The sequence below is a fragment of the Chloroflexota bacterium genome (assembly GCA_040902225.1).
Taxonomy (GTDB): Bacteria; Chloroflexota; Limnocylindria; order QHBO01; family QHBO01; genus CF-167.
In genome coordinates, this window is record JBBDXT010000002.1 from 370,357 (window position 1) to 391,772 (window position 21,416).

General features: G+C 68.5%; 24 protein-coding genes. 16 read left to right on the forward strand and 8 right to left on the reverse strand.

Going from position 1 to position 21,416, the window contains the following annotated elements:
* Nucleotides 1-4: 4 nt before the first annotated feature.
* Genes WEB29_01970 through WEB29_01985 form a run of 4 tightly spaced genes read right to left on the reverse strand, consistent with a single transcriptional unit; the run spans nucleotide 5 to nucleotide 3,538 of the window.
* Nucleotides 5-1,234, reverse strand: a complete 1,230-nt coding sequence (locus WEB29_01970; GenBank protein ID MEX2135715.1) for a beta-ketoacyl-[acyl-carrier-protein] synthase family protein — start codon at nucleotides 1,232-1,234, stop codon at nucleotides 5-7.
* Entirely contained in the window at nucleotides 1,231-1,674 is a 444-nt protein-coding gene (locus WEB29_01975; protein ID MEX2135716.1) for an SRPBCC family protein, read from the reverse strand. The genes WEB29_01970 and WEB29_01975 overlap by 4 nt, the downstream gene beginning before the upstream one ends.
* Nucleotides 1,671-2,858, reverse strand: a complete 1,188-nt coding sequence (locus WEB29_01980; protein MEX2135717.1) for an NAD(P)/FAD-dependent oxidoreductase — start codon at nucleotides 2,856-2,858, stop codon at nucleotides 1,671-1,673. The genes WEB29_01975 and WEB29_01980 overlap by 4 nt, the downstream gene beginning before the upstream one ends.
* The gene (locus WEB29_01985) at nucleotides 2,855-3,538 is read right to left on the reverse strand and encodes a methyltransferase domain-containing protein (GenBank protein MEX2135718.1); all 684 of its coding nucleotides are present in this window, start codon (nucleotides 3,536-3,538) and stop codon (nucleotides 2,855-2,857) included. The genes WEB29_01980 and WEB29_01985 overlap by 4 nt, the downstream gene beginning before the upstream one ends.
* A gap of 56 nt (nucleotides 3,539-3,594) precedes the next feature.
* Here WEB29_01985 and WEB29_01990 point away from each other — a divergent pair, with 56 nt between their 5' ends.
* The 5 genes from WEB29_01990 (at nucleotide 3,595) to WEB29_02010 (ending at nucleotide 9,149) form a co-directional block, all read left to right on the forward strand.
* Nucleotides 3,595-4,659: a proline racemase family protein gene (locus WEB29_01990; protein ID MEX2135719.1), complete on the forward strand. Its 1,065-nt coding sequence runs from the start codon at nucleotides 3,595-3,597 to the stop codon at nucleotides 4,657-4,659.
* A gap of 112 nt (nucleotides 4,660-4,771) precedes the next feature.
* Nucleotides 4,772-5,863, forward strand: a complete 1,092-nt coding sequence (gene ugpC / locus WEB29_01995; GenBank protein ID MEX2135720.1) for a sn-glycerol-3-phosphate ABC transporter ATP-binding protein UgpC — start codon at nucleotides 4,772-4,774, stop codon at nucleotides 5,861-5,863.
* A 73-nt stretch (nucleotides 5,864-5,936) separates the two neighbouring features.
* Nucleotides 5,937-7,202 (forward strand): hypothetical protein, encoded by a 1,266-nt coding sequence (locus tag WEB29_02000; GenBank protein MEX2135721.1) that lies wholly within the window; start codon nucleotides 5,937-5,939, stop codon nucleotides 7,200-7,202.
* 85 nt (nucleotides 7,203-7,287) lie between these two features.
* Nucleotides 7,288-8,265: a sugar ABC transporter permease gene (locus WEB29_02005; GenBank protein ID MEX2135722.1), complete on the forward strand. Its 978-nt coding sequence runs from the start codon at nucleotides 7,288-7,290 to the stop codon at nucleotides 8,263-8,265.
* A complete protein-coding gene (locus tag WEB29_02010) occupies nucleotides 8,262-9,149 on the forward strand; it encodes a carbohydrate ABC transporter permease (GenBank protein MEX2135723.1) in 888 nt (295 codons plus the stop codon). Before WEB29_02005 ends, WEB29_02010 begins: the two co-directional genes overlap by 4 nt.
* Nucleotides 9,150-9,207: 58 nt before the next feature.
* On the opposite strand, the gene WEB29_02015 is transcribed toward WEB29_02010, so the two are convergent.
* On the reverse strand, nucleotides 9,208-10,503 hold the full coding sequence (locus WEB29_02015; protein MEX2135724.1) for a hypothetical protein: 1,296 nt from the start codon (nucleotides 10,501-10,503) through the stop codon (nucleotides 9,208-9,210).
* A 40-nt stretch (nucleotides 10,504-10,543) separates the two neighbouring features.
* On the opposite strand from WEB29_02015, the gene treS reads away from it, so the two are divergent.
* From treS to WEB29_02040, 5 genes are all read left to right on the forward strand, one after another.
* Nucleotides 10,544-12,217 carry a maltose alpha-D-glucosyltransferase gene (gene treS, locus WEB29_02020; protein MEX2135725.1) on the forward strand — a complete coding sequence of 558 codons (1,674 nt, stop codon included), beginning with the start codon at nucleotides 10,544-10,546 and terminating at the stop codon, nucleotides 12,215-12,217.
* Nucleotides 12,195-13,550 (forward strand): hypothetical protein, encoded by a 1,356-nt coding sequence (locus WEB29_02025; GenBank protein MEX2135726.1) that lies wholly within the window; start codon nucleotides 12,195-12,197, stop codon nucleotides 13,548-13,550. Before treS ends, WEB29_02025 begins: the two co-directional genes overlap by 23 nt.
* Before the next feature lie 260 nt (nucleotides 13,551-13,810).
* The gene (locus WEB29_02030; GenBank protein MEX2135727.1) at nucleotides 13,811-14,122 is read left to right on the forward strand and encodes a hypothetical protein; all 312 of its coding nucleotides are present in this window, start codon (nucleotides 13,811-13,813) and stop codon (nucleotides 14,120-14,122) included.
* Nucleotides 14,123-14,157: 35 nt separating this feature from the next.
* Nucleotides 14,158-15,039: an NAD(P)H-binding protein gene (locus tag WEB29_02035; protein ID MEX2135728.1), complete on the forward strand. Its 882-nt coding sequence runs from the start codon at nucleotides 14,158-14,160 to the stop codon at nucleotides 15,037-15,039.
* On the forward strand, nucleotides 15,036-15,446 hold the full coding sequence (locus WEB29_02040; protein ID MEX2135729.1) for a hypothetical protein: 411 nt from the start codon (nucleotides 15,036-15,038) through the stop codon (nucleotides 15,444-15,446). Before WEB29_02035 ends, WEB29_02040 begins: the two co-directional genes overlap by 4 nt.
* 13 nt (nucleotides 15,447-15,459) lie before the next feature.
* Here WEB29_02040 and WEB29_02045 read toward each other — a convergent pair whose 3' ends face one another.
* Nucleotides 15,460-16,191, reverse strand: a complete 732-nt coding sequence (locus WEB29_02045; protein ID MEX2135730.1) for a hypothetical protein — start codon at nucleotides 16,189-16,191, stop codon at nucleotides 15,460-15,462.
* Between the two features lie 138 nt (nucleotides 16,192-16,329).
* Here WEB29_02045 and WEB29_02050 point away from each other — a divergent pair, with 138 nt between their 5' ends.
* Together WEB29_02050 and WEB29_02055 are read left to right on the forward strand one after the other, a co-directional pair.
* A complete protein-coding gene (locus WEB29_02050; protein ID MEX2135731.1) occupies nucleotides 16,330-16,830 on the forward strand; it encodes a hypothetical protein in 501 nt (166 codons plus the stop codon).
* Nucleotides 16,831-16,861: 31 nt separating this feature from the next.
* On the forward strand, nucleotides 16,862-17,086 hold the full coding sequence (locus WEB29_02055; GenBank protein MEX2135732.1) for a hypothetical protein: 225 nt from the start codon (nucleotides 16,862-16,864) through the stop codon (nucleotides 17,084-17,086).
* 19 nt (nucleotides 17,087-17,105) lie between these two features.
* Here the strand turns inward: WEB29_02055 and WEB29_02060 are convergent, their stop codons facing one another.
* Nucleotides 17,106-18,020: a metal ABC transporter substrate-binding protein gene (locus WEB29_02060; GenBank protein ID MEX2135733.1), complete on the reverse strand. Its 915-nt coding sequence runs from the start codon at nucleotides 18,018-18,020 to the stop codon at nucleotides 17,106-17,108.
* Nucleotides 18,021-18,062: 42 nt separating this feature from the next.
* Nucleotides 18,063-18,509, reverse strand: a complete 447-nt coding sequence (locus tag WEB29_02065) for a Fur family transcriptional regulator (GenBank protein ID MEX2135734.1) — start codon at nucleotides 18,507-18,509, stop codon at nucleotides 18,063-18,065.
* A gap of 41 nt (nucleotides 18,510-18,550) precedes the next feature.
* On the opposite strand from WEB29_02065, the gene WEB29_02070 reads away from it, so the two are divergent.
* Genes WEB29_02070 through WEB29_02085 form a run of 4 tightly spaced genes read left to right on the forward strand, consistent with a single transcriptional unit; the run spans nucleotide 18,551 to nucleotide 21,325 of the window.
* On the forward strand, nucleotides 18,551-19,351 hold the full coding sequence (locus WEB29_02070; protein MEX2135735.1) for a metal ABC transporter ATP-binding protein: 801 nt from the start codon (nucleotides 18,551-18,553) through the stop codon (nucleotides 19,349-19,351).
* A 3-nt stretch (nucleotides 19,352-19,354) separates the two neighbouring features.
* Complete coding sequence (locus tag WEB29_02075) at nucleotides 19,355-20,254, forward strand: metal ABC transporter permease (GenBank protein ID MEX2135736.1); 900 nt, start codon at nucleotides 19,355-19,357, stop codon at nucleotides 20,252-20,254.
* Nucleotides 20,255-20,309: 55 nt separating this feature from the next.
* A complete protein-coding gene (locus WEB29_02080; GenBank protein ID MEX2135737.1) occupies nucleotides 20,310-20,702 on the forward strand; it encodes a nuclear transport factor 2 family protein in 393 nt (130 codons plus the stop codon).
* The gene (locus WEB29_02085) at nucleotides 20,699-21,325 is read left to right on the forward strand and encodes a hypothetical protein (protein MEX2135738.1); all 627 of its coding nucleotides are present in this window, start codon (nucleotides 20,699-20,701) and stop codon (nucleotides 21,323-21,325) included. The genes WEB29_02080 and WEB29_02085 overlap by 4 nt, the downstream gene beginning before the upstream one ends.
* The last annotated feature ends 91 nt before the right edge of the window (nucleotides 21,326-21,416 follow it).

Here is a 21,416-nt window from a genome sequence, read left to right on the forward strand (position 1 = left end):
GATGCTACGTCGCGCGGAAGACGAGTGCGGCGTTCATGCCGCCGAAGCCAAACGAGGTCGAGAGCGCCGCCTGCGGGCGCGCTGCGACGGGCTCTCGCAGGACGTTCAGCTCGCATCGCTCGTCGAGGTTGACGAGGTTGCACGTTCCCGGCAGCAGGCCGTTCCGCAGCGCCATGACCGTGATCGCCGCCTCGATCGCCCCGCTCGCCCCCAGCGGGTGGCCGTACAGTCCCTTCGTGCCCGAGACCGGCACGGCAGCGGCGTGCTCTCCCAGCGCGAGGTGCAGCGCCTTCGCCTCGGCCAGCTCGTTGAGCTGCGTGCTCGAGGCGTGCGCGTTGACATAGCCGACTTCGCCGGGCGCAACGCCCGCATCTGCCATGGCCGTTGCGATCGCCGCCGCGGCAGCCTCGCCGGAAGGCAGTGGCGCCGTCAGGTGGTACGCATCGGTCGAGGCGCCGAAGCCGGCCACCTCGCCCAGGATGGTGGCGTTTCGCCGCTCTGCCGATTCCCACGCCTCCAGCACGAGCATGGCCGCGCCCTCGGCCATGACGAAGCCGTCGCGGTCGCGGTCGAAGGGACGCGACGCAGCAAGAGGGTCGTCGTTGCGCTGCGAGAGGACGCGGATCATCGCGAATGCGCCATGGGTCAGCGGCGCCAGCGGTGATTCGGCTCCACCGGCGATCGCCATGTCGACCATCCCCGATCTGATCGCCCCGAACGCCTGTCCGATGGCGACCGCGCCCGAGGCGCATGAATTGGCGTTCCCGACCGCCGGCCCGCGACTGCCGAGGTCGATCGCCACGTTGCTCGCCCCCGCCCCGCCGAAGACCGCCGTGGCCAGGGTCGGCGCGACTGCCCGGACTCCACCGAGCACGTAGGCGGCGTGCTGCTCCTCACCGAAGGCGACGCCACCCAGCGCCGAACCGATCCAGACCCCGGTGTGGCCATCGGACCGATCGGCATCGGTCAGGCATGACTGACCGATGGCCATCCTTGCGGCGGCGACCGAGAGCTGACTGAATCGATCCAGCCGCCTGGCGCGCCTGGCGTCGAGATGGTCGGTTGGCACGAAGTCGTTGATCTGGGCCGCGATGCGCGATGGGAATGGCGAGGCGTCGAACCGGTCGATCGCCTGCACCGCCGAGCGGTTGGCCAGGACGCCGGCCCACAGCCCATCCGCTCCCGAGCCGATGGGGGTCACGGCCCCGATCCCCGTCACCGCCACCCGTTTCACGAGCCCGTCTCCGCCAGGACCTTCACGCGGCGCAGCGTCCGGCGCGCGATCGCCTCGATGAACTGCGGGCCGAGGACCCACTCCGCCGCCACGCCACCGATCAGGGGCCAGTCCAGCTTCAGCTGGTGCTCGATGCTGACTTCCCAGCCGCCGTCGCTCGGCTCGAAGCGCCAGGCGACCCGCATGCCGCGCGTCACGCCGCCGGTGTGCGTGAACTCGATCCGCCGCTCGTCGGGGAGCGGGCGCTGGGTCGCCTCCCAGCGAACCGGGACCGGGCCGCGACGGGCGCCCATCGCGAAGCGTCGCTCCCCGTTCGAGGCGGGCAGACGATGCACGTAGCGGTAGTGCGGCAGTCGCTCGGGCCAGCGCTCGACCTCGGCGGCCAGCGGGAAGATGCGCTCCAGCGGTGCGTCGATGTGGATCTCCACTCGGCTCTTCATGGCCGGAGGACCTGCGCCAGGAAGAGCGGCGAGAGGGCGTCGCTGGCCGGGCGGCAGTCGCCCAGGGCGCTGCCCAGCCGCTCGGCCGTCTCGGGCCTGGATGCGAGGCGACGCAGCGCGTAGCCCATTATGGGCGGCGCGGCGAGCATCCCCTGGACCAGCCAGGTCAACGCGTCCTTGGCCGCGAAGGAACGCCGGCGGGCAGCGAGGTAGCGCTTCTCGGCGCCGTCATCGTTGCCGGCCAGCGACTCCGCGGCCGCCCGGGCGGAGCGCAGCGCGCGATAGATCCCCTCGCCGGTGAACGGGTCGATGAAGCCGGCCGCGTCGCCGACCAGCATCCAGCCGGGGCCGGCGGCGCGCGCCACGCGATGGCCGATCGGCGAGGCACCCCGGATGGGCGTCAGGCGCCTGCGCCCCGCGAGGCGAGCGGCGACCGCCGGGATGCCATCGATCCCCGCCTGGAACCGCTCCAGCGCAGTGCGACCCATTCGCCCGTCCATGGGTAGTGCCATCCCAACGTTCAGCCGGCCGCCGGCCAGCGGGGCCAGCCCCACGTACCAGCCCGGGCCCACGTGCATCTCGCCGTGGTCAGCAAGCTCGGCGTCGCCCTGGTAGTGGGCGACCATGCCCAGTCGCCGGGGGACGACGACCGGTCGCTCCACGCCCAGCCGATTCGCGACCCGGGAGCGAGCCCCATCGGCCCCGATCAGCCAGCGGCAGGTGACGGTGGCGGGTCCATTGGGTGTGCTGACGACCGCCCCGCTGACACGGCCATCCGTCCACAGAGGCTCGCCGAACGAGGCGTGCTCCCAGAGCCGGGCGCCGGAGGCCACGGCGTAGGCCGCCAGTGCCGCATCGAAGACGAGACGGTCGAGGCCCCACGCGCTGCGAGGACCGGCCGCATCGCGATACCGAACATCGACCGCATCGTCCCCGCGGATCACGCGCATGCCGGACAGGGGCAGCGCATCGGCCCTCCAGGCGTCGTCAGCAAGGCCGAGCCGACGGAGCTCCTCGACAATCCGCGGACTGGCGTACTCGGCGCAGGCCTTCGGCCGCGGATGGGCGCGAGCCTCGAGCAGGAGCACGTCGCGACCGTGGGCAGCGAGGGCAGCGGCAACGGCCGACCCCGCCGGCCCCGCGCCGACCACCAGGACCTCGCAGTCGAGCGCCGCCGTGCTCACCGGTACACCGTCGTGACGCGGGGCCAGAAGCGCCCGCTCCTGCTGACCCGCTTCAGGCCAGCCTTCGACGCCAGCGTGTCCAGCTCCGCCAGGGTGTAGGCGCGGCGCGCCGAGAGGACGCCGTCGTGCCGCGTGTAGGCGCCACGACTCAGGGCCAGGACCGCGGCCGCGGTCATCACAAACGGCAGCGGGCCGCGCCGCAGGTCATTGATGACCACGCCGAGCCGCGAGACTCGTCGCATCTCGGCAAATGCCGTGATCGCGTCATCGGGATCGAAATGGTGCATCAGCAGCGACGCGTGGGCGACGTCCACCTCGCCGTCGGCCAGCGGGATGGCGCGCGCATCGGCCTTCAGCAGGGACACATTGTTGGTACCGGCCAGGTTACGAGCGGCGATGTCGAGCACCTCCGCCCGCAGGTCCGACGCGATCACCTCGACGTGCCTCTGGCGCCGGAGGCGACGCACGAAGTCTCCCGACCCCGTCCCGACGTCCAGGACGGTCGCCTCGGTCTGCTCGCCCAGCAGCCGTTCGACGGCCCGCACGCTCTCGCCGATGCCTCCCGGGAGGCGATTGAGCATCGCCATCTCGCGCAGGTTCCGGCGCAGCTCGAGCAGGTCGAGATGCTCCGCGTCGAGCAGCTCGTGCACGGTGGAACGGGCGTTGAGGAGGCTGACCACGAGGCGGTCACTATGCGCGATGTCCCCGGGCAGCGCAGGCGTGGCACCATGCCGGCATGCGACTTGACCCGACCATCACGGCCGTCGACGCGCATGCCGGAGGTGAGCCGGGGCGGGTCATCATTGGCGGAGTCCACGACGTGCCGGGCGCGACGATGCTCGAGAAGCGCAACCACCTGGCCGAGCACGGGGACCAGCTGCGACGCCTGATGCTGCGCGAGCCGCGCGGCTACCCTGCCCTCTGCGCGAACGTGATCCTGCCCCCCACCGACCCAAAGGCCGATGCGGGCTTCGTGATCATGGAGCAGGCGGAGTACCCGGCCATGAGCGGCTCGAACACGATCTGCACCGCCACCGTCCTGATAGCCGAAAAGCTGGTTCCGGTCGCGGAGCCGATCACCCAACTCACCCTCGAGGCGCCCGCCGGCCTGATTCGCATCAGAGCGGAAGTCCGCGACGGCAGGGCCACCTCCATCACCTTCGAGAACGTCCCCGCCTTCGCGATCGAGATCAACGCGCCGGTCGAGGTGCCCGAGATCGGCCGGGTCAAGGTCGATGTGGCGTGGGGCGGGATGTTCTACGCTATCGTCGAAGCTTCGGCGCTGGGCCTGCGGCTGACGCCCGACGAGGGGCGCGACATCGTGCGGCTGGGCGAGATGGTCAAGGCCGCCGCGCGCGAGCAGATCCCGGTCGCGCATCCCGACTACCCCGAGATCCGCGGCATCAGCATCGTCGAGCTGACTGGCCCGCCAACACTCGCCGGGGCCGACGGCAAGAACACTGTGGTCGTCTCGTCCGGCACGCTGGACTGGGATCGCCCCGAGTCATTCACCGGCGTCCTGGACCGCTCCCCGTGCGGCACCGGCACGTGCGCCCGCATGGCCGTGCTGCACGCGCGCGGCAAGCTCGGCATCGGCGAGGATTTCGTGCACGAGGGGATCCTGGGCACGGCCTGGACCGGCCGGCTGCTGCGCGAGACGACCGTCGGGCCGTACCGTGCCGTCGTGCCGCAGCTGACCGGCAGCGCCTGGATCACGGGCCGAGCCGAGTACGTACTCGATCCAGACGATCCGTTCCCCGAGGGATTCACCGTCGGCGATCTGTGGGGCCTCGCCGACTAGCGAACTTCCCCCCGGTGGCGCGGTGTCCTATGATGAAGGACCCGCGGTATCGCGCGGCCAGGTTGACCCGCCCGATGGGCGAGCGCAGACCCCTCATGAGGACCATTGCGAGATGGCGACGGTCACCTTCGATCACGTGTTCAAACGCTTCCCCGGTGAGGTCATCGCGGTCAACGACCTGAACCTGCAGGTCGCCGATGGCGAGTTCCTGGTCCTGGTGGGCCCCTCCGGTTGCGGCAAGACGACGGCCCTGCGCTGTGTCGCCGGGCTGGAGTCGATCAGCGACGGGCGCCTGTTGATCGGTGACCGGGTGGTCAATGACGTGGCTCCCAAGGACCGCGACATCGCCATGGTCTTCCAGAGCTACGCCCTCTACCCGCACATGTCGGTCTATGACAACCTTGCCTTCGGCCTGAAGCTGCGCAAGATGCCAAAGGCCGAGATCGAGACCCGGGTCCGAGATGCGGCCGGGATCCTGGGCCTTGAGAAATTCCTAGACCGCAAGCCGAAGGCGCTGTCCGGTGGCCAGCGGCAGCGAGTGGCGCTGGGCCGAGCCATTGTCCGCGAGCCGCAGGTCTTCCTGATGGACGAGCCGCTCTCGAACCTCGACGCCAAGCTGCGGGTCCAGACCCGCGCCGAGATCGCGAGGATCCACCGACGCCTTGGCACCACCATCGTGTACGTCACCCACGACCAGGTCGAGGCGATGACCATGGGCGACCGGATCGCGGTGATGAAGGACGGGCTCCTCCAGCAGGTCGGCACCCCGCAGGAGCTCTACGCGCATCCCGCCAACCTGTTCGTGGCCGGCTTCATCGGTTCGCCGGCGATGAACTTCGTCACCGTCACCGCTTCGGGCGAGCAGCTGATGATGGGGCAGGCGAAGCTGACGCTGTCGGGCGAGCCCGCCAGGGCCGCCGCTGCGCGTCCTGCTGGGTCGAGCCTGACCATCGGCTTTCGGCCTGAGCACCTGGAGTTGGTGAATGGGAGTGGCGAGCAGGCGGTGCGCTTCCCGGCCATGGTGGACGTGGTGGAGTACATGGGCAACGAAGAGTTGATACACGCGCGGGCGGAGGGGAACGACATCGTGGCGCTCCTGCCGTCCGATCGGAAGGTCAAGGCCGGGGAGCAGGTCGAGTTGGCGGTGCCGCTCGACCGGCTGTACGTCTTCGACCCGGAGTCCGAAAAGGCGCTGGTCAGTTGACTGATTCTGGAGCAGCGGACCGACGAACCACGAGCATTCGCCACTCACAGGTGGCTTCGTAATGGAGGAACTCATGGCGAGACGATTCCGTTGGTTCATGCCGCTCGTGGTCGTCACCCTCGTGGTGGCGGCGTGCGGCACTTCGACCACCACTGATGACAAGACCGTAACGGTCATCGGCACTTGGACCGATGCGGAGCAGGACGCCTTCCTCGCCATGGTCAAGCCATGGGAGACCGATACCGGGAATACGGTGAAGTACCAGGGCACGCGATCGATCAATGACATCCTGGCCGCCGGCGTCCCGACTGGCGTGCTGCCCGATCTGGCAGGGCTGCCAGGCCCCGGACAGATGGCCGAATACGCCGCCGCTGGCGCGCTCCAGCCGCTCGACGACGTCCTCGACGTGGCGACGTACACCGACGAGACATCGCCGGCCCTGGTGGAGCTGGGCAAGTCGGAGGGCAAGACCTACGGGGTCTTCATCAAGGCCGCCCTGAAGGGGCTGATCTACTACAACACCGCCGCGCACGATTACGCGGCGAGCCCGCCCGCGACCTGGGACGAGCTGATCTCGCAGGGCGCGACGAACCAGGGTGACGCGGAGGCCCTGTGGTGTGTCGGCATCTCGTCCGGCGACGCATCTGGATGGCCTGCCACCGACTGGATCGAGAACATCCTGCTCCGGCAGTCCGGTCCGGAGGTCTACAACGACTGGTGGGCGGGCAACGTCGAGTGGACCGACCCGAAGATCAAGGCCGCCTTCGACCTCTACGTGGACGTCATCGACAACTCGTATGGTGGCGGCACCAACACGGTCGCAACCAAGTTCGAGCTGGCCGGTGACCCGCTCTTCTCGAGTCCGCCTGGATGCGAGTTCTTCCAGCAGGCGAACTTCATGAGCGGCCTCGGCAAGTTCGCCGATCTCGCGGCGGGGACCGACTTCAATGCGTTCCCGTTCCCCGCAATCAACCCTGATTACGCGAAAGCGGTGGAGGGTGCCGGCGACCTGTTCGGCATGTTCCATGCCACCGACGCGGCCAAGTCGCTGATGAAGTACCTCGTCACTGCCGAGGCCCAGGACATCTGGGTCGCGGCCGGTGGCGCGCTGTCAGCCAACAAGAATGCGACCTCGTATCCCGACGACTTCAGCAAGAATGCCGGGGCGGCGGTCGCGAACGCGGAGCAGTTCGTGTTCGATGCGTCGGACCTGATGCCGAGCGCCATGAACGCGGCCTTCTGGTCGCACATGGTCAGCCTGACCAATGGTGATGAGACGGTGGACGAGGCCCTTGAGGCCCTGCAGGAGGTCGCCATCGACGCCTACGCCGCTGAGTAGCGGCATCTGACCCTCATCAGAGCCGAGGCGCGGCACACGCCGCGCCTCGGCTCACAACGGACCTCCTGATCACCCGAGGAGGAGCATGACCGACAAGCTGATCACCGCGGTCATCGTGGTCATCGGTGTGCCTGCCGTCCTGGTCGGTTACATCTGGGCCACGGAGCAGGTGCTTCGCGTCCTGCCCGAGAGTCGGCGGCCGGCTGTTCGGCCCTGGCTGTGGCTGGCTCCCGCTCTCGCTTTCCTCGCCCTCTTCCTGGTCTGGCCGATGCTCGGGACTGCCATTCACAGTTTCCAGAACCATCCCGGCACAGAGTTCGTCGGGCTCGACAACTATGTCTGGTTCTTCGGCAGCAGCGACGCACTGTCGGCGCTGAAGAACAACGTGCTGTGGCTGATCTTCCTGACCCTGTTCGTGGTGGGCTTTGGCCTGCTCGTGGCGGTGCTCGTCGACAAGGTGCGCTACGAGTCGGTCGCCAAGAGCGTGATCTTCGTGCCGCTTGCCATCAGCATGGTCGCCGCAGGCGTGATCTGGCTGTACATGTACCAGTACAAGCCACCGGGGGCCATCCAGACCGGGACCCTGAATGCGGCGATCGGCATCGGGGGGTTGGGGCCGGTGCCCTGGTTGCAGGTCGAGGACTTCAGCGTCAATACCTTCATGCTGATCATCGTCATGGCCTGGATGTGGACCGGCTTCGCGATGGTCATCATCTCGGCTGCTCTCAAGGGCATCAATCCCGAGCTGATGGAAGCGGCGCGCATGGACGGTGCGACGGAGATGCAGGTCTTTCGCGGCATCGTCTTCCCCCTGCTCGTGCCCACCCTGGTCGTCGTATCGACCACGATGATCATCACCGCCCTGAAGGCGTTTGACATCGTCTACAGCATGACCAGCGGGCAGCTGAACACCAACGTCATCGCCAACCAGATGTACTCCGAGATGTTCAAGTTCGGCCAGTACGGGCGAGCGAGCGCGATCGCCGTGGTGCTCCTGCTCGCCATCATCCCGATCATGTTCTTCAACATCGGTCGCTTCCGAGCCCAAGAGGCGGTCCGATGACCGCCGCCGGTGCCGCCCTCGACCGCGTCGGGCCGAAGCAGGGTTGGCTGGCGCACAGGCACATTGGCCTGCATACCGCCCTGATCGTGCTGATGATCATCTGGGCGATCCCAACCCTGGGGCTGTTCATCAACTCCTTCCGGCCGGCAACGGACGCATTCGGCACGGGCTGGTGGTCGGCGCTCTTCCCGCCCTACAACTTCACCTTCGAGAACTACGAGCACGTGCTCGGCCAGAGCAACATCGGCACGAACTTCCTGAACAGCCTGTTCATCAGCATCCCGGCCACGGTGATCCCGATCTTCGTGGCCGCCTTCGCCGCTTATGCCTTCAGCTGGATGGAGTTCCCCGGCCGCAACATCCTGTTCGTGGTGGTGGTGGGGCTGCTCGTCGTCCCGTTGCAGGCTACCCTGATTCCGGTTCTCAGCATGTTCGCCAGCTGGGGCATCGCGGGCACCTTCCTGGCGGTCTGGCTGGCGCATACCGCCTATGGGCTGCCGTTCGCCATCTACCTGTTGCGGAACTTCATGGGCTCGCTGCCGCGCGAAGTGTTCGAGTCGGCGGCCATCGACGGAGCGAGCTCGGTCACCAGCTTCTTCCGCCTGGCACTGCCGATGAGCGTGCCGGCCATCGCGGCGCTAGCGATCTTCCAGTTCCTGTTCGTATGGAACGACCTGCTGGTGGCGCTGATCTATATCAGCATCGTCAATCCGGACAACCTGCCGCTGACGGTCAGCATCGCCGGCCTGATGACCTCACAGGGGGCGGGCACGGAGTTCCTCGGAGCTGCGGCATTCATCTCGATGGCGCTGCCGCTCATCGTCTTCTTCGGCCTGCAGCGCTTCTTCGTGCGCGGCATCGTGGGCGGCGCGGTCAAGGGCTGAGCCTGGGCTTGCGTGTCGGGCGGCTACAATCTCAGCATGTCGTTCCTGCGGCGCATCTTCAACCGATTTCGACACCGCGCTCGTTGACGCGAGTTTCGGCCATGTCGAGGACGAGTGCCGACCAGGCGAATCCCTTCGCCCCGTAGCCCTCGCCGCTCTGCGCGTTGTAGTGCTCGCGGAAGTCTGACTGCTCCACCAGCGACAGGCTGGCATCCTCGATCCTCGCGGCCAGTTCCTCGCGGCCATGGCGTCGCAGCCCGCGCGCGATGTACCAGTTGGTGTTGATCCAGCTGGGCCCGCGCCAGAGCACCGTCCCGCCGGCCGGCGCCGCCCGATAGGCGGGGTGGCCCAGCGACACGCACGGGACCGGGTACCTCGCGCCAAAGTCAGCCGGGTCCTCGATCCTGCGCACGATGCGGTCGACGATCTCGCCCGGCAGCTCAGCCAGGATGATCGGCAGCAGGCCAGCGACCGTTCCACCGGGGAGCCGCGTCTCGCTCCGACCGGCAAGGCCATGGAAGTCCTCGTCCGCCGGCGACCAGCAGCGTTCGAGCAGGGCCGCGGTCGTTCGTTGAGCACGTTCGCCGAGGAGCGCCGCCCCGTCTGCATCACCCGTCTCGTCGAGAAGCCGCCCGAGCACGCGCTGGTTCTCGGCATAGAGGGCGTTGATGGCGAGGTCCTCGACGACGAACCGGTCGCTGTCGAAGATCGCCTCCGCGATGTGGCCGGCCCGTGCGTTGCTCTCAGCGACCTCGCGCCAGGCCGCCTCGAAGGCCGCCGGCTCGTCTCCGTTCACGCCGAGGTAGGCATCGTACGCAGGGGTCTGGTCCATCCCCGACTCGTGCGGCTCGAAAATCGCGATCAGCCCGTCCCGATCGGGGTCACGCTCCCGTGCGCACCAGTCGTAGAAGCGCCGGACCGCGGGCAGCACCTCCCGCGTGAAGGCGGCTCCCCGTCCGCGGGCCGCCACCGCCGCGACCGCCTCGGCCAGCACCGGCGGCTGCATGCTCGCCGATAGCCACGGCGATCGTCCCGCCACGCGGTAGGGGCCTGAGGAATCAGGAGCGCGATCCGCCGGCCAGAGCGTCATGTGCGGCACGAATCCGTCCGGCTGCTGGTTGGCGAGGAGGGTGGTCAGCTCGCTCTCGGCACGCACGACGTCGAGATGGCTCAGCACAACGGCGTGAAAGCACGAGTCCCAAAACCATTGGTATGGGTACGTCCCTGCGGACGGGCAGACGTAGTCGTAATCGGCCCCGCACCAGTCCGCGTGGCCCTGCCGTCGATTTGCGCGGTACAGCGCTGCAACGTCCGCCCGCAGATCTGTCAGGCGGTCGCCATCGGTCCGGCTCATGCGGCAAGCCTAGCCAGTTGCGAGCGGGTACCCTCTCGCCATGAGCCGCCAATCCACGCCAGGCCCGCCTGATGACCCGCTCTGGTACAAGGACGCGGTCATCTACCAGCTGCACGTGAAGGCCTTCGCAGACTCGTCGGGAGACGGCATCGGCGACTTCATCGGCCTCACCGGAAAGCTCAACTACATCGCCAGCCTGGGCGTGACCGCCATCTGGCTGATGCCGTTCTACCCGTCACCGCTGCGCGACGACGGCTACGACATCGCCGATTACACCAACGTCCACCCCGCGTATGGCGACCGCCGCGACTTCCGAGCCTTCGTGCGGGCCGCACACAAGCGTGGCCTGCGAGTGATCACCGAGCTGGTCATCAATCACACCAGCGACCAGCACCCGTGGTTCGTGGAGTCGCGCGCATCCGCGACGAATCCCCGGAGCGACTGGTATGTCTGGTCGACCGATGACAGGAAGTTCGCCGACGCCCGGATCATCTTCGTCGACACGGAAGCGAGCAACTGGGCCTGGGACAACGGGCGGCAGGAGTATTACTGGCACCGCTTCTTCTCCCACCAGCCCGATCTCAACTACGACAACCCCGCCGTCCTGCGCGCCGTGCTGCGGGTGATGCGCTTCTGGCTGGAGATGGGCGTCGATGGCCTGCGGCTGGATGCGGTCCCCTACCTGGTTGAGCGCGAAGGGACCAACTGCGAGAACCTGCCGGAGACTCACACGGTCCTAAAGCGGCTCCGCGCGGCGATGGACGAGAAGCACCCGGGCCGCATGCTGGTGGCAGAGGCGAACCAGTGGCCGGAGGACGTGCGGCCCTATTTCGGCGACGGCGACGAGTCCAACATGGCGTTCCACTTCCCGCTCATGCCGCGCATCTGGATCGCACTGCGAAGGGAGGATCGCACCCCGATCGTGGACATCATGGAGCGCACCCCGGAGATCCCCGCCACGGCGCAATGGGCGCTCTTCCTGCGCAATCACGATGAGCTGACGCTCGAGATGGTGACCGACGCCGAGCGCGACTACATGTGGACCGAGTACGCGGCCGACAAGCGCGCGCGCATCAACCAGGGGATCCGGCGCCGCCTCGCACCCCTGGTCGAGAACAGCCGCCGCCGCATCGAGCTGCTGAACGCGCTGCTCCTGTCCATGCCAGGAACGCCGGTCATCTACTACGGCGACGAGATCGGGATGGGCGACAACGTGTACCTGGGCGACCGCAACGGGGTCCGCACGCCGATGCAGTGGACGCCCGACCGCAACGCCGGCTTCTCGACCGCCGATGCAGCGGCCCTCTACTCGCCGGTGATCGTCGACCCGGTGTATGGATACCAGGCGGTCAACGTCGAGGCCCAGGAGCGAATCCCGGGCTCGCTGCTGCACTGGATGCGCCGCATCCTGCGCGTGCGTCACGAATTCCCTGCCTTCGGTCGCGGGTCGCTGCAATTCCTCGCCCCGGAGAACATGCGCGTGCTCGCCTATCTGCGCGAGCACGAAGGGGTCACCATCCTGTGCGTGGCCAACCTGTCGCGCTTCGCGCAGTACGTCGAGCTCGACCTGCGCGCCTTCGACGGGATGGTGCCGGTCGAGATGATCGGTCACGTCCGCTTCCCGCCCATCGGCGAGCTGCCATACCTGCTGACCTTCGGCCCCCACGGGTTCTACTGGTTCCTGCTCACCGATGGCACCCAAGCCGGCGATTGATCGCCGGCTCCAGCGCCTGGCGTCGGCGTTCACCCCCGAGTGGCTCGCCGCCCAGCGCTGGTTTCGCGGCAAGAGCCGGGCGCTGGCGACCGTCGAATTCGTTGACGCGGCGGAGATCGGTGGGCCCCCCGGCTGGCTTGTGGTCCTCGAGGCGACCGACGTCGCTGGAGGGCGCGCCCGCTACCTGGTGCCGGTGACCCTGGCCGGGGGCCAGTTTCGCGAGCCACGAGAGGGGGAGGGGGTGTGGCGCAGCCTCGCCGCGCTGATGCTCGCCGGGGGCGAGCTGTCCGGCGCTCGCGGCCAGTGGCTGTTCACACCAACCCGCGCCGCGCCCGAGCTGCTCCCGGGCGGGGCGGCGGCGCTCACGTCGCTGGCCGAGCACCGCCTGGGGGTGCAGCAGTCGAACACCTCGGTGGCGCTGGGCGAGGCGCTGATGCTCAAGGTGTATCGGCTGGTGGAGTCAGGCCCCAACCCGGAGGTCGAAGTGAACGCGTTCCTGACCGACGTCGGGTTCCGCCAGGCGCCCGCCCTCGCAGGTTCCGCAACCTACCTGCTCGACGGCGAGCCGCATTCGGCAGCCATGCTGCAGCAGCTCGTGAGCTCTAAGGACGACGCCTGGACCTGGGTGCTCGACCGCCTCGCCGCGGAGCCGGACGGGCCGGTGGAGGCGATCCGTGGAATCTCTGAGATCGGCCGCCTCACCGCCGGGATGCACGCGGCCCTTGCGTCGCAGCCCGGGGCAGCCGGCTTTCCCGTCCGCCTCGCCACCGAGGCTGAGCTCGTCGCCTGGGGCGCCTCGGCCGGGCGTCAGCTGAACGCTGCGTTGAGCGTATTGAACGCTGCAACGCTGCCTCGCCTGTCGGGCCTGGCTCCCCGCATCACGGCCGCCTTCGCAGCGATCGAGGACGCAGGGGTAGTTCGCGTGAGCCGAGTCCATGGCGACTACCACCTGGGCCAGCTGCTGCGCAGCCACGATGGTTTCACGGTGATCGACTTCGAAGGGGAGCCGGCGCGGACCCTCGCCGAGCGTCGGGCGCCGGCGTCGCCGCTGCGCGACCTGGCCGGCATGCTGCGCTCGCTCGACTACGCGGCGCACACGGCGGCCGCCCAGGGGTCGGCACCAGGCGAGCGCAGCCAATGGCTCAGTACGGCCCGAGCGGCTCTCCTCGAGGGGTATGGCGGGATCAGCCCGGACGCGGTGCCGCTGCTGGCCGCATTCGAGCTCGAGAAGGCGTGCTACGAGGTCGTGTACGAGGCGAACAACCGGCCGGATTGGACCTGGCTGCCGCTCGAGGCTCTGGAACGGCTCGCCCTAGACTGGCCTCGCGCATGACAACCGACGCTGTGACCGCGGTGTTGCTTGGGGTGCTGCTAATGGGCTGCTCGCCGCGGCCGATCCCCTCCGAGTCCAACAGCGCCCAGGCTTCCGCGACGGCGGTCGCGTGGCCCCGCTGCTCCAATCCCAACGGATTCTCGGTTTCGTATCCGCCAGGCTGGTTCGTTCACCCAGCCGACCCTTCGTTGAACCTCACTGAGTGTCGCCTCTTCGCAAAGCAACCATTCAGCGCGGAGCAGGACGAGAACGGAGGGTGGATGGGCGCCCAGATCGCCCTGACGATGGGAACTGGGTGCCTTGGATCCTTCGAGGTAGTCATTTCGGAAAGAGTGCTGGTGATCCAGGGGTTCCCGGCCTGGGCGCGAGAGCTGGCGTTCGGCGAGGGAGCAAACGCTGGTGAGGTGTCCGGTTATGCGTACTTCATCGACCTTCGTCCGGGGGTGGCTTGCGAGAACGGATCATGGTTCATCGCACGTACAGGGCCCGACGCACCGGGCGACTATGCCGCCAATGAAGCAACGCTGGATGAGATGATTCAATCCCTCGAGTTCTCAATCGGGGTGGAGTAGCGCTGCAACGGCTCGTCCTAGACTGAGCCTCTGACATGACAAGCCATGCCGTGACGGGGGCCGCCAGCTTCACGGGCCGATTCATCGCCCAGCGCCTGGTCGCCGCGGGTGACAAGGTCCGCAACCTGACGCGTGAGGTTCTCGCGGATCCCGATCGGCTGAACGCGGCCCTGAGCGGCAGCGACACCCTCTACAACACGTTCTGGATCCGCTTCGAGCGTGGACCGGTCACCTACGCCTGGGCGATCGAGCGCAGCCGGATGCTGTTCGAAGCCGCGCGCCAGGCCGGGGTTCGGCGCATCGTGCACATCAGCGTCGTCAACGCCTCGCATGACGCCCCGACCGCGTACTTCCGCGCCAAGGCGGTGGTCGAGGACGCGCTGCGCGCGTCCGGCATCGGGCATGCCATCGTGCGGCCCACGGTGACCTTCGGGCCCGGCGACATCCTGGTCAACAACCTGGCCTGGACCCTGCGTCGGCTGCCCGCCTTCGGGATCCCGGGCGACGGACGCTATCCGATCCAGCCGGTCCATGTGGAAGACGTTGCCGAGGTGGCGGTGCGGGCTGGAGGCATGGCCGAGGACACCACGCTCGATGCCGGTGGGCCCGACATCTTCGCCTTCAACGACTTCGTTGGCCTCGTGCGCCGTGCGGTCGGCAGCCGGGCGCTGGTCGTCCATACGCCGGTAGCCTTCTCGCTTGCGGCCGCGGGGCTCATCGGCCTTGTCGTGCGTGACGTGGTGCTGACCCGACACGAGGTGACCGAGCTGCAGCAGCGCCTCATGTTCTCCGAGCAGCCGCCGGCCGGCACGATCCACCTCGCCGATTGGCTGACCACGAACGCCGAGGGCCTGGGTCGCCGCTGGGCGTCCGAGCTGGACCGCCATTTCCGCAAACCACTGGAGGTTGACCGATGACCCTCTCCGACGAAGCCCGCCTGACCGCCGGGGTGCTGCTGCTCAGCGTGGTCGCCGTCGAGTCCGGAGGCCTCTACATGCTCGCGATCGTCCGACGCCAAGTGGCGGCCACCGGCTTCCAGATCTCGTTCGCCCGGGCCGGCCATGCGCATGCCGGCGTGCTGGTCGTCTTCAGCCTGGTCTGCCAGGTCTACGCGGATGCCATCGGGCTCGGCCAGCCGTGGTCGGCGATCGCCCGCTCCGGGGTGCCGCTGGCGGCGATCCTGATGCCGGCCGGCTTCTTCTTCTCGTCGGCCGGTGCGGGAAGGACCGAGCCGAATCGGTTCATCTGGCTCGTGTATGCGGGCGCCACGTCGTTGGCGATCGGGGTCGTCACGCTCGGGATCGGCGTTCTTACCGGTCCATGACGCTGCGAGAGGGCTAGCGGCCGGTGTGGGACCCCAGGACCGGGGCAGGCTGCGCTGCCTGCTCGGCAGCCGCGCGGACTGCAGGGTCGTGGACCTCGTGCAGTCCAACGAGGGGCTGCGGTGCGTCACCGGCCCTCCGGTCGCGGCGTTCCGAGGCACTGGTGGTGATTGCAGCTGAGAGACCGCTGAAGATCGCGACGCTGGCCACCACCAGGAGGCTGGCAGCCAGGCTGGCGTGCAGCGCGACCGAGAAGAGCAGCGCGGAGGTGAGAGCGGAGACCAGCCAGGCGGCGGTCAGCCAGGCGCGTCGGTGTGACAGGACGGCGCGGATCGGCGACATCGACGTTTCAACGGCTGCCTGGGCCTTCCTCGTCGCGAACTGCCAGGCGGCGCGCGGTGCGCCAGGGACTGCGCGCACAAGTCGCACCAGGTGGGCGAGACTTCGACCAATCGTGGCCGCGACGGTGCGCAGCCGGGCCAGCAGGACGAACTCACGGGGCGGAGCCGGCTCAGCGGCGACGGGGGTGGTCGGCTCGGGGGCTGGCGCCGGCGGGGGCGGGGGGGCGGTCAGGCTGGATACCTTCTTCCGCTCCTCGTTGGGCTTGCCATCCGGCGTGGAGAAGGTGATGGGCTCGGGCATCTCCCTCCGCTTGGGGACCGCGTGACAGCGATAGCAGCGCTCGTCCTGCTCGCGATTCGCGGACCAGCACTCGCGACAGATCCACCCGTTCTCAAAGACTGGCATTGGACGAGCGTAGCCATTGGACGGACCATGTCGATGACGGGAAAGTACCGTAGGCGCCCAGCATGGTGTAACGCCGGGCGTACGTTGAGATAAGGGCACGTGGCCTGTCACACCAAACCGCGCCAGGGAGAAGAACCGATGCGTCTCGCCTCAAGCATGGCTGCCGGCGCGCTGCTGCTCGCCGCGTGCACTCCGCAGGTCGGCGCCGGAAGCCCTTCGCAGGCCGGCGGCATCGAGATCACCGTTTCGACCACCAGCGCAGGTGACGCACTTGCCGGGCCGGACGGAATGACGCTCTACATCTTCACGGCCGATACCGCGGGCACGAGCACCTGCACCGGCGAGTGCGCCGCCGCCTGGCCACCCCTGCTGGGCGATGGCTCCGACGTCAACGCCGGCGAGGGCGTGACGGGCGAGTTCGGGACGACCATCCGCGATGACGGCAGCAAGCAGGTCACGCACGGCGGCCAGCCGCTCTACTACTACGGCGCCGATCAGGCGGCAGGCGATTCGGAAGGCGAGGGGATCGGCGGCGTCTGGTTCATCGCGCCGGTCGACGCATCGTCGCCCAGCCAGCCGGCCACAGGGTCGGATGCCGAAGAGCCGTCAAGGACGCCCTACAACCCGCCCGACTACTAGAGGCTGCGCCCGGGCGTAGACTCGCTCACGCATGAAGCGCAGACGTGAGCAGGAACGCGACGAGGCCATCGCCCGAGAGCAGGCCGATGCTCGCCAAGAGGCCCTGCTCGCCGAGCTGAAAGCGCGCCAGACAACCACCGCGCCGGTGGCTGAGCCGCCGCCTGCCGAGGCGGAGCTGGATGAGCCCGAGCCCTCCGCGACCGACGAACCGACAGGCGCAGATGAGGTCCCCGGCGCGGAATCAAAGCCGGCCTGATACGGCCAGCCTGCGACCGCTATGAACCGACGAGGGCGTCGTGGACAACCTGGGCGTCGTGCAGGAGCATGCCGTCCAGCGTCTCACCGCCTGAGCCGGGAGCCCCAAGAGAATCGGTGAAGAGCGGCGCGTCAACCACCCGGGCGCCGGTCTCATCGGCGATCGCCTGCGCCAGCCCCGGGTTCACGGCCGATTCGCTGAAGATGGCGGTCACGCCCTCGCTGCGGATCGTGTCAGCCAGCGCGGCGAGCTGGGCGGGATCGGGCTCCGAGGTCACGTCCAGGCTGGGAAAGACCGATCCCACGAAGTGCAGGCCGTACTCGGCAATGAAATAGCCGAGCGCGTCGTGGTTGGTGACAATCCCGCGTCGCTCCTCGGGGATCTCGGCCATCCGGCGCCGGATCTCCACATCCGCCGCCTCGAGTCGGTCGATGTAGGTCGCTGCGCGGGAGGCGAAGCCGTCGGCCAGGTCCGGTCGCGCGGAGGTGAGCGCGTCGCGCACGTGCTCTACCAGCTTGATCGCGTTCGGGGCACTCAACCAGTAGTGCGGGTCGAACTCCTCTGACTCCGTCGGATCCTCCGGCGCGCGCAGCTCAATGCCGGTGCTCATGTCCCGGACGCGGTCCGCGCCGCCTATCGTGTTGAGCGCGTCCTCCAGCCATGTCTCGAGCCCGGCGCCGCTCTCCAGGATGAGGTCCGAGTCCTCGATGGCGGCCGCCGCCGGTGGCGTGATCTCGAAGTCGTGCGCCTCCGCGCCAGGCGTCAACAGCACGGTGAGCTGGATGTCGTCGCCGCCGACCTCCCTGGCCGCCGAGCCCACCTGCGTGGTGGTGGCCACCACCCGCAGCAGCGCGTCATTCGGGCTGGGGGTTGAGGTGGCGCAGGCGGCGAGAAGGAGCCCCGGCAGCGTGACGAAGATGAGATGGTGTCTCATGACTGAGACACAGTATCAGGTGGCCGAAGATGGTGTCAACCCTCAGCCGGAAGCGACGCGCTCCTCGGCGCGGCAGGTGGCACAGCGGCCGTAGAAGTCCAGGCGCGCGTCGTCGATTTCGAATCCCATGTCGCGTGTCAGGCGCTCGGCGATGGGCTGCACGTAGGCCTCATTGATCTCCTCGACTCGGCCGCAGCGGGTGCACGAAAGGTGGTGGTGGTGCTCCGGCAGGCACGCCACGTAGGCGTAAACGTGCCCGTCCTGCTCAAGGCGGCGCGCAACCCCGGCGTCCACGAGCGTCTCGAGCGTGCGAAAGACGGTCGCCCGCCCAATGCTCGGCTCCTGTCGTCGGAGGTCGCGATACAGCTGCTCGGCGGTCAGCTGGCGTCCGGCGGCACCCAGCGCATTGGCAACCAGGAGCCGCTGCTGGGTCACCCGCTCGCCGGCCGCGGCAAGCCGGTCCCCCGCAGCCAACGTTCGTCGATCCATGCGACAACGCTAGCACAGCCGAGACTACGTATCATGTCGGCGTGACTGAACACCGCCCCGGACTGGTCCTCGACGGCGTCGATGCGGGCTATGGCGACGGGCCGGTGCTGCACGACGTCAGCCTGGCGGTCCCGCCCGGGACGCTGGTTGGTGTCATCGGGCCGAACGGATCGGGCAAGAGCACCCTGCTCAAGGCGATCCTGGGACTTGCGCCGGTGGTGACCGGCAGCGTCCTGCTCGACGGCCGTCCGATCTCGGAGCAGCGCACCCGGCTTGCCTACGTCCCGCAGCGTGAGGCCGTCGACTGGAGCTTCCCGGCCAGTGCGGAGCAGGTGGTGATGATGGGCCGCTACCCGCGCATCGGCTGGCTGCGGATGCCCGGCTCGGCCGACCGGCGCGCCGTGCGCGAAACGCTCGATCGGGTGGCGCTGGCCGACCTCGGCAGACGGCAGATCGGCGCCCTGTCAGGCGGCCAGCAGCAGCGCGTCTTCCTGGCGCGCGCCCTGGTGCAGGAGGCATCGGTCCTCCTGCTGGATGAGCCGATGACCGGCGTCGACCAGACCACCGAGCAGCTGATCGTGGGTCTGCTGCGGGAGCTGCGCGACGCCGGCACCACCATCGTCCACGCGACGCACGACCTCGAGTCGGCGGCCGAGATCTCCGACCAGCTGTGCTTCGTGAATCGCCGCCTGATCGCCTACGGGCCGCCGGCGGAGACCTTCACCCCGCCGATCCTGCACGCGACCTTCGGCGGCGAGCTGCTGATCGTGCGCGAAGCCGACCACACCCACGTGCACCTCGGCGGCCACCACGGGCCGACCGACCAGCCGCCAGCGGGCTGAGCGATGGACTGGCTGACCGATCCGCTCGGCTACGACTTCGTTCTGCGCGCGCTCTCCGAGGTGGTCGTGATGGGAGCCACCTGCGGAGCCATCGGCGCGTACGTCGTCGTCCGCCGCCTGGCCTTCATCGGGGATGCCATCAGTCATGCCGTCTTTCCCGGGATCGTGCTCGCCTATCTGGCCGGGCTCAGCATCTTCGGCGGCGCCCTTGCGGCTGGGCTGATCACCGCGCTCGCCATCGCGCTGGTGACGCGCAGCGGGCGCGTCCGCGAGGACGCCGCCATCGGCATATTCTTCGCGGCCGCCTTCGCGCTGGGGATCGTCCTGATCAGCACCCGCCACACCTTCCAGGGCGACCTGACCGGGTTCCTGATCGGCAACCTGCAGGGCGTGTCGACCGCCGACATCGCCGTCAGCGCGGCGGTCGGGCTGGCGATCATCGCGGTGCTGGCGGTGCTCCACAAGGAGCTGGTGCTCGTCTCCTTCGACCGCACCCTGGCCGCCGCCCTCGGCTACCCCGTCTTCGCGCTCGACTTCCTGCTGCTGGCGCTGCTGACGGTCACGATCGTGGTGAGCATCCAGGCGGTCGGCATCATCCTGGTACTGGCCATGCTCGTCACCCCGGCGGCGACGGCGCGCCTGCTGGTGGACCGATTCGTGCCAATGCTTGCGCTGGGATCAATCATCGGAGCGGGCGTGGGCGTGGCCGGGTACTACATCTCCTTCCACCTGGGGACGGCGTCCGGCGGCACTATCGTGCTGCTGGCAACCGCCCTCTTCGTGGTGGCATTCGTGGCCAGCCCGACGCACGGTCTGCTGGGCCATCGGCTTCGCCGTCATCCGCAGCACGCCGGCACCTCCCCCGCCGTCGATCCGCCACCGGGCCACCAGCACGGGTCTTGATCGGATCGTCGACAGGCCTATCATCTCGTTCCACGTTCCCCACAGGAGGAGTCCCATGGCCGACCACCCCAATGCAGCCCTGGTTCGCAGCATGATGGAGAGCTTTAACAGCGGTAGCATCGGAGAAATGGCCGCCATGCTCGCCGATGACGTCGAATGGCACGAGATCGGCCGCGCCGAGCCGATCATCGGCAAGGAGGCTCTCGCCGCGCGGTTCGGGATGGGTAGCGACACGCCTCCGCCGTACGAAATCACCGGAGACCTGCACGACGTGATCGCCAACGACGACCACACCGTCGTATTGGCCAGCGCACACGCCACGAAGGATGGGCAGACCTTCGACTACAAGGTCGCCGAGATCTATCACATGAAGGATGGAAAGATCACCAAGCGCTGGGCATTCTCCGACGACACCGCAGCGATCAACGACTTCTTCGGGGGCGAATGACGCTCACCCCGGCTCGCGGCCTGACCTGGGCGGCGCTGTCGTTCGTCTTCTTCCTGGCTGCGCTCCTCGCGGTCCTGCCATTCACTGCCGCGTTGAGACTGGTCTGGGATACGCCACATCTCGTGGAGATGGCCGCGTGGTCGCCGATCTGGGGCGTCCTGTCAGTGCTCGGCGTCCTGCTGGCCGCGCAGTTGGCCCTGGGCGCGTGGCTGCGGCCGCCACTCCTTGCCATCGGCGTCGCGGCGTTCGGCATCGGGCTATCGGCCGTCCTGAACATCGTTCTCCAGCAATGGGAGGTGGCGCGATTCGGGATCACCGAGCCGGAGCTGGTCGGCCCGACGGCCGGGCTTTTCGCCGTGCTGATCGGCCTCGCGGTTGCGGCCTTCGGCGCCCTGATCGCACCGAGGCGGCTGATCGGCTGGCCGCTGGCGGCGTTCGCGCTCGGATTCGTCGGGGTGGCGATCATCGTGCTCAGCAATATTCCCGGGCTGGAGGACGGAATCGGCGCTGACAGCTGGCCGCTGGCGGTGTGCGTCGGGCTGGCCGGGGTGTATGCCCTGGTCACCGGCGTCCTGGTCGTCCGACGTGCCTTCGACCGCTCCGCAGACACCCTCGAGGGCTAGGCCGCGTTCGCTTGCGCCCAGCGTACGTATCGGCCAAGTTGGAGGCCTCCCGCGCCAAGGGAAGCGGCGTCCTCCTTCCGGCTGAGCACGA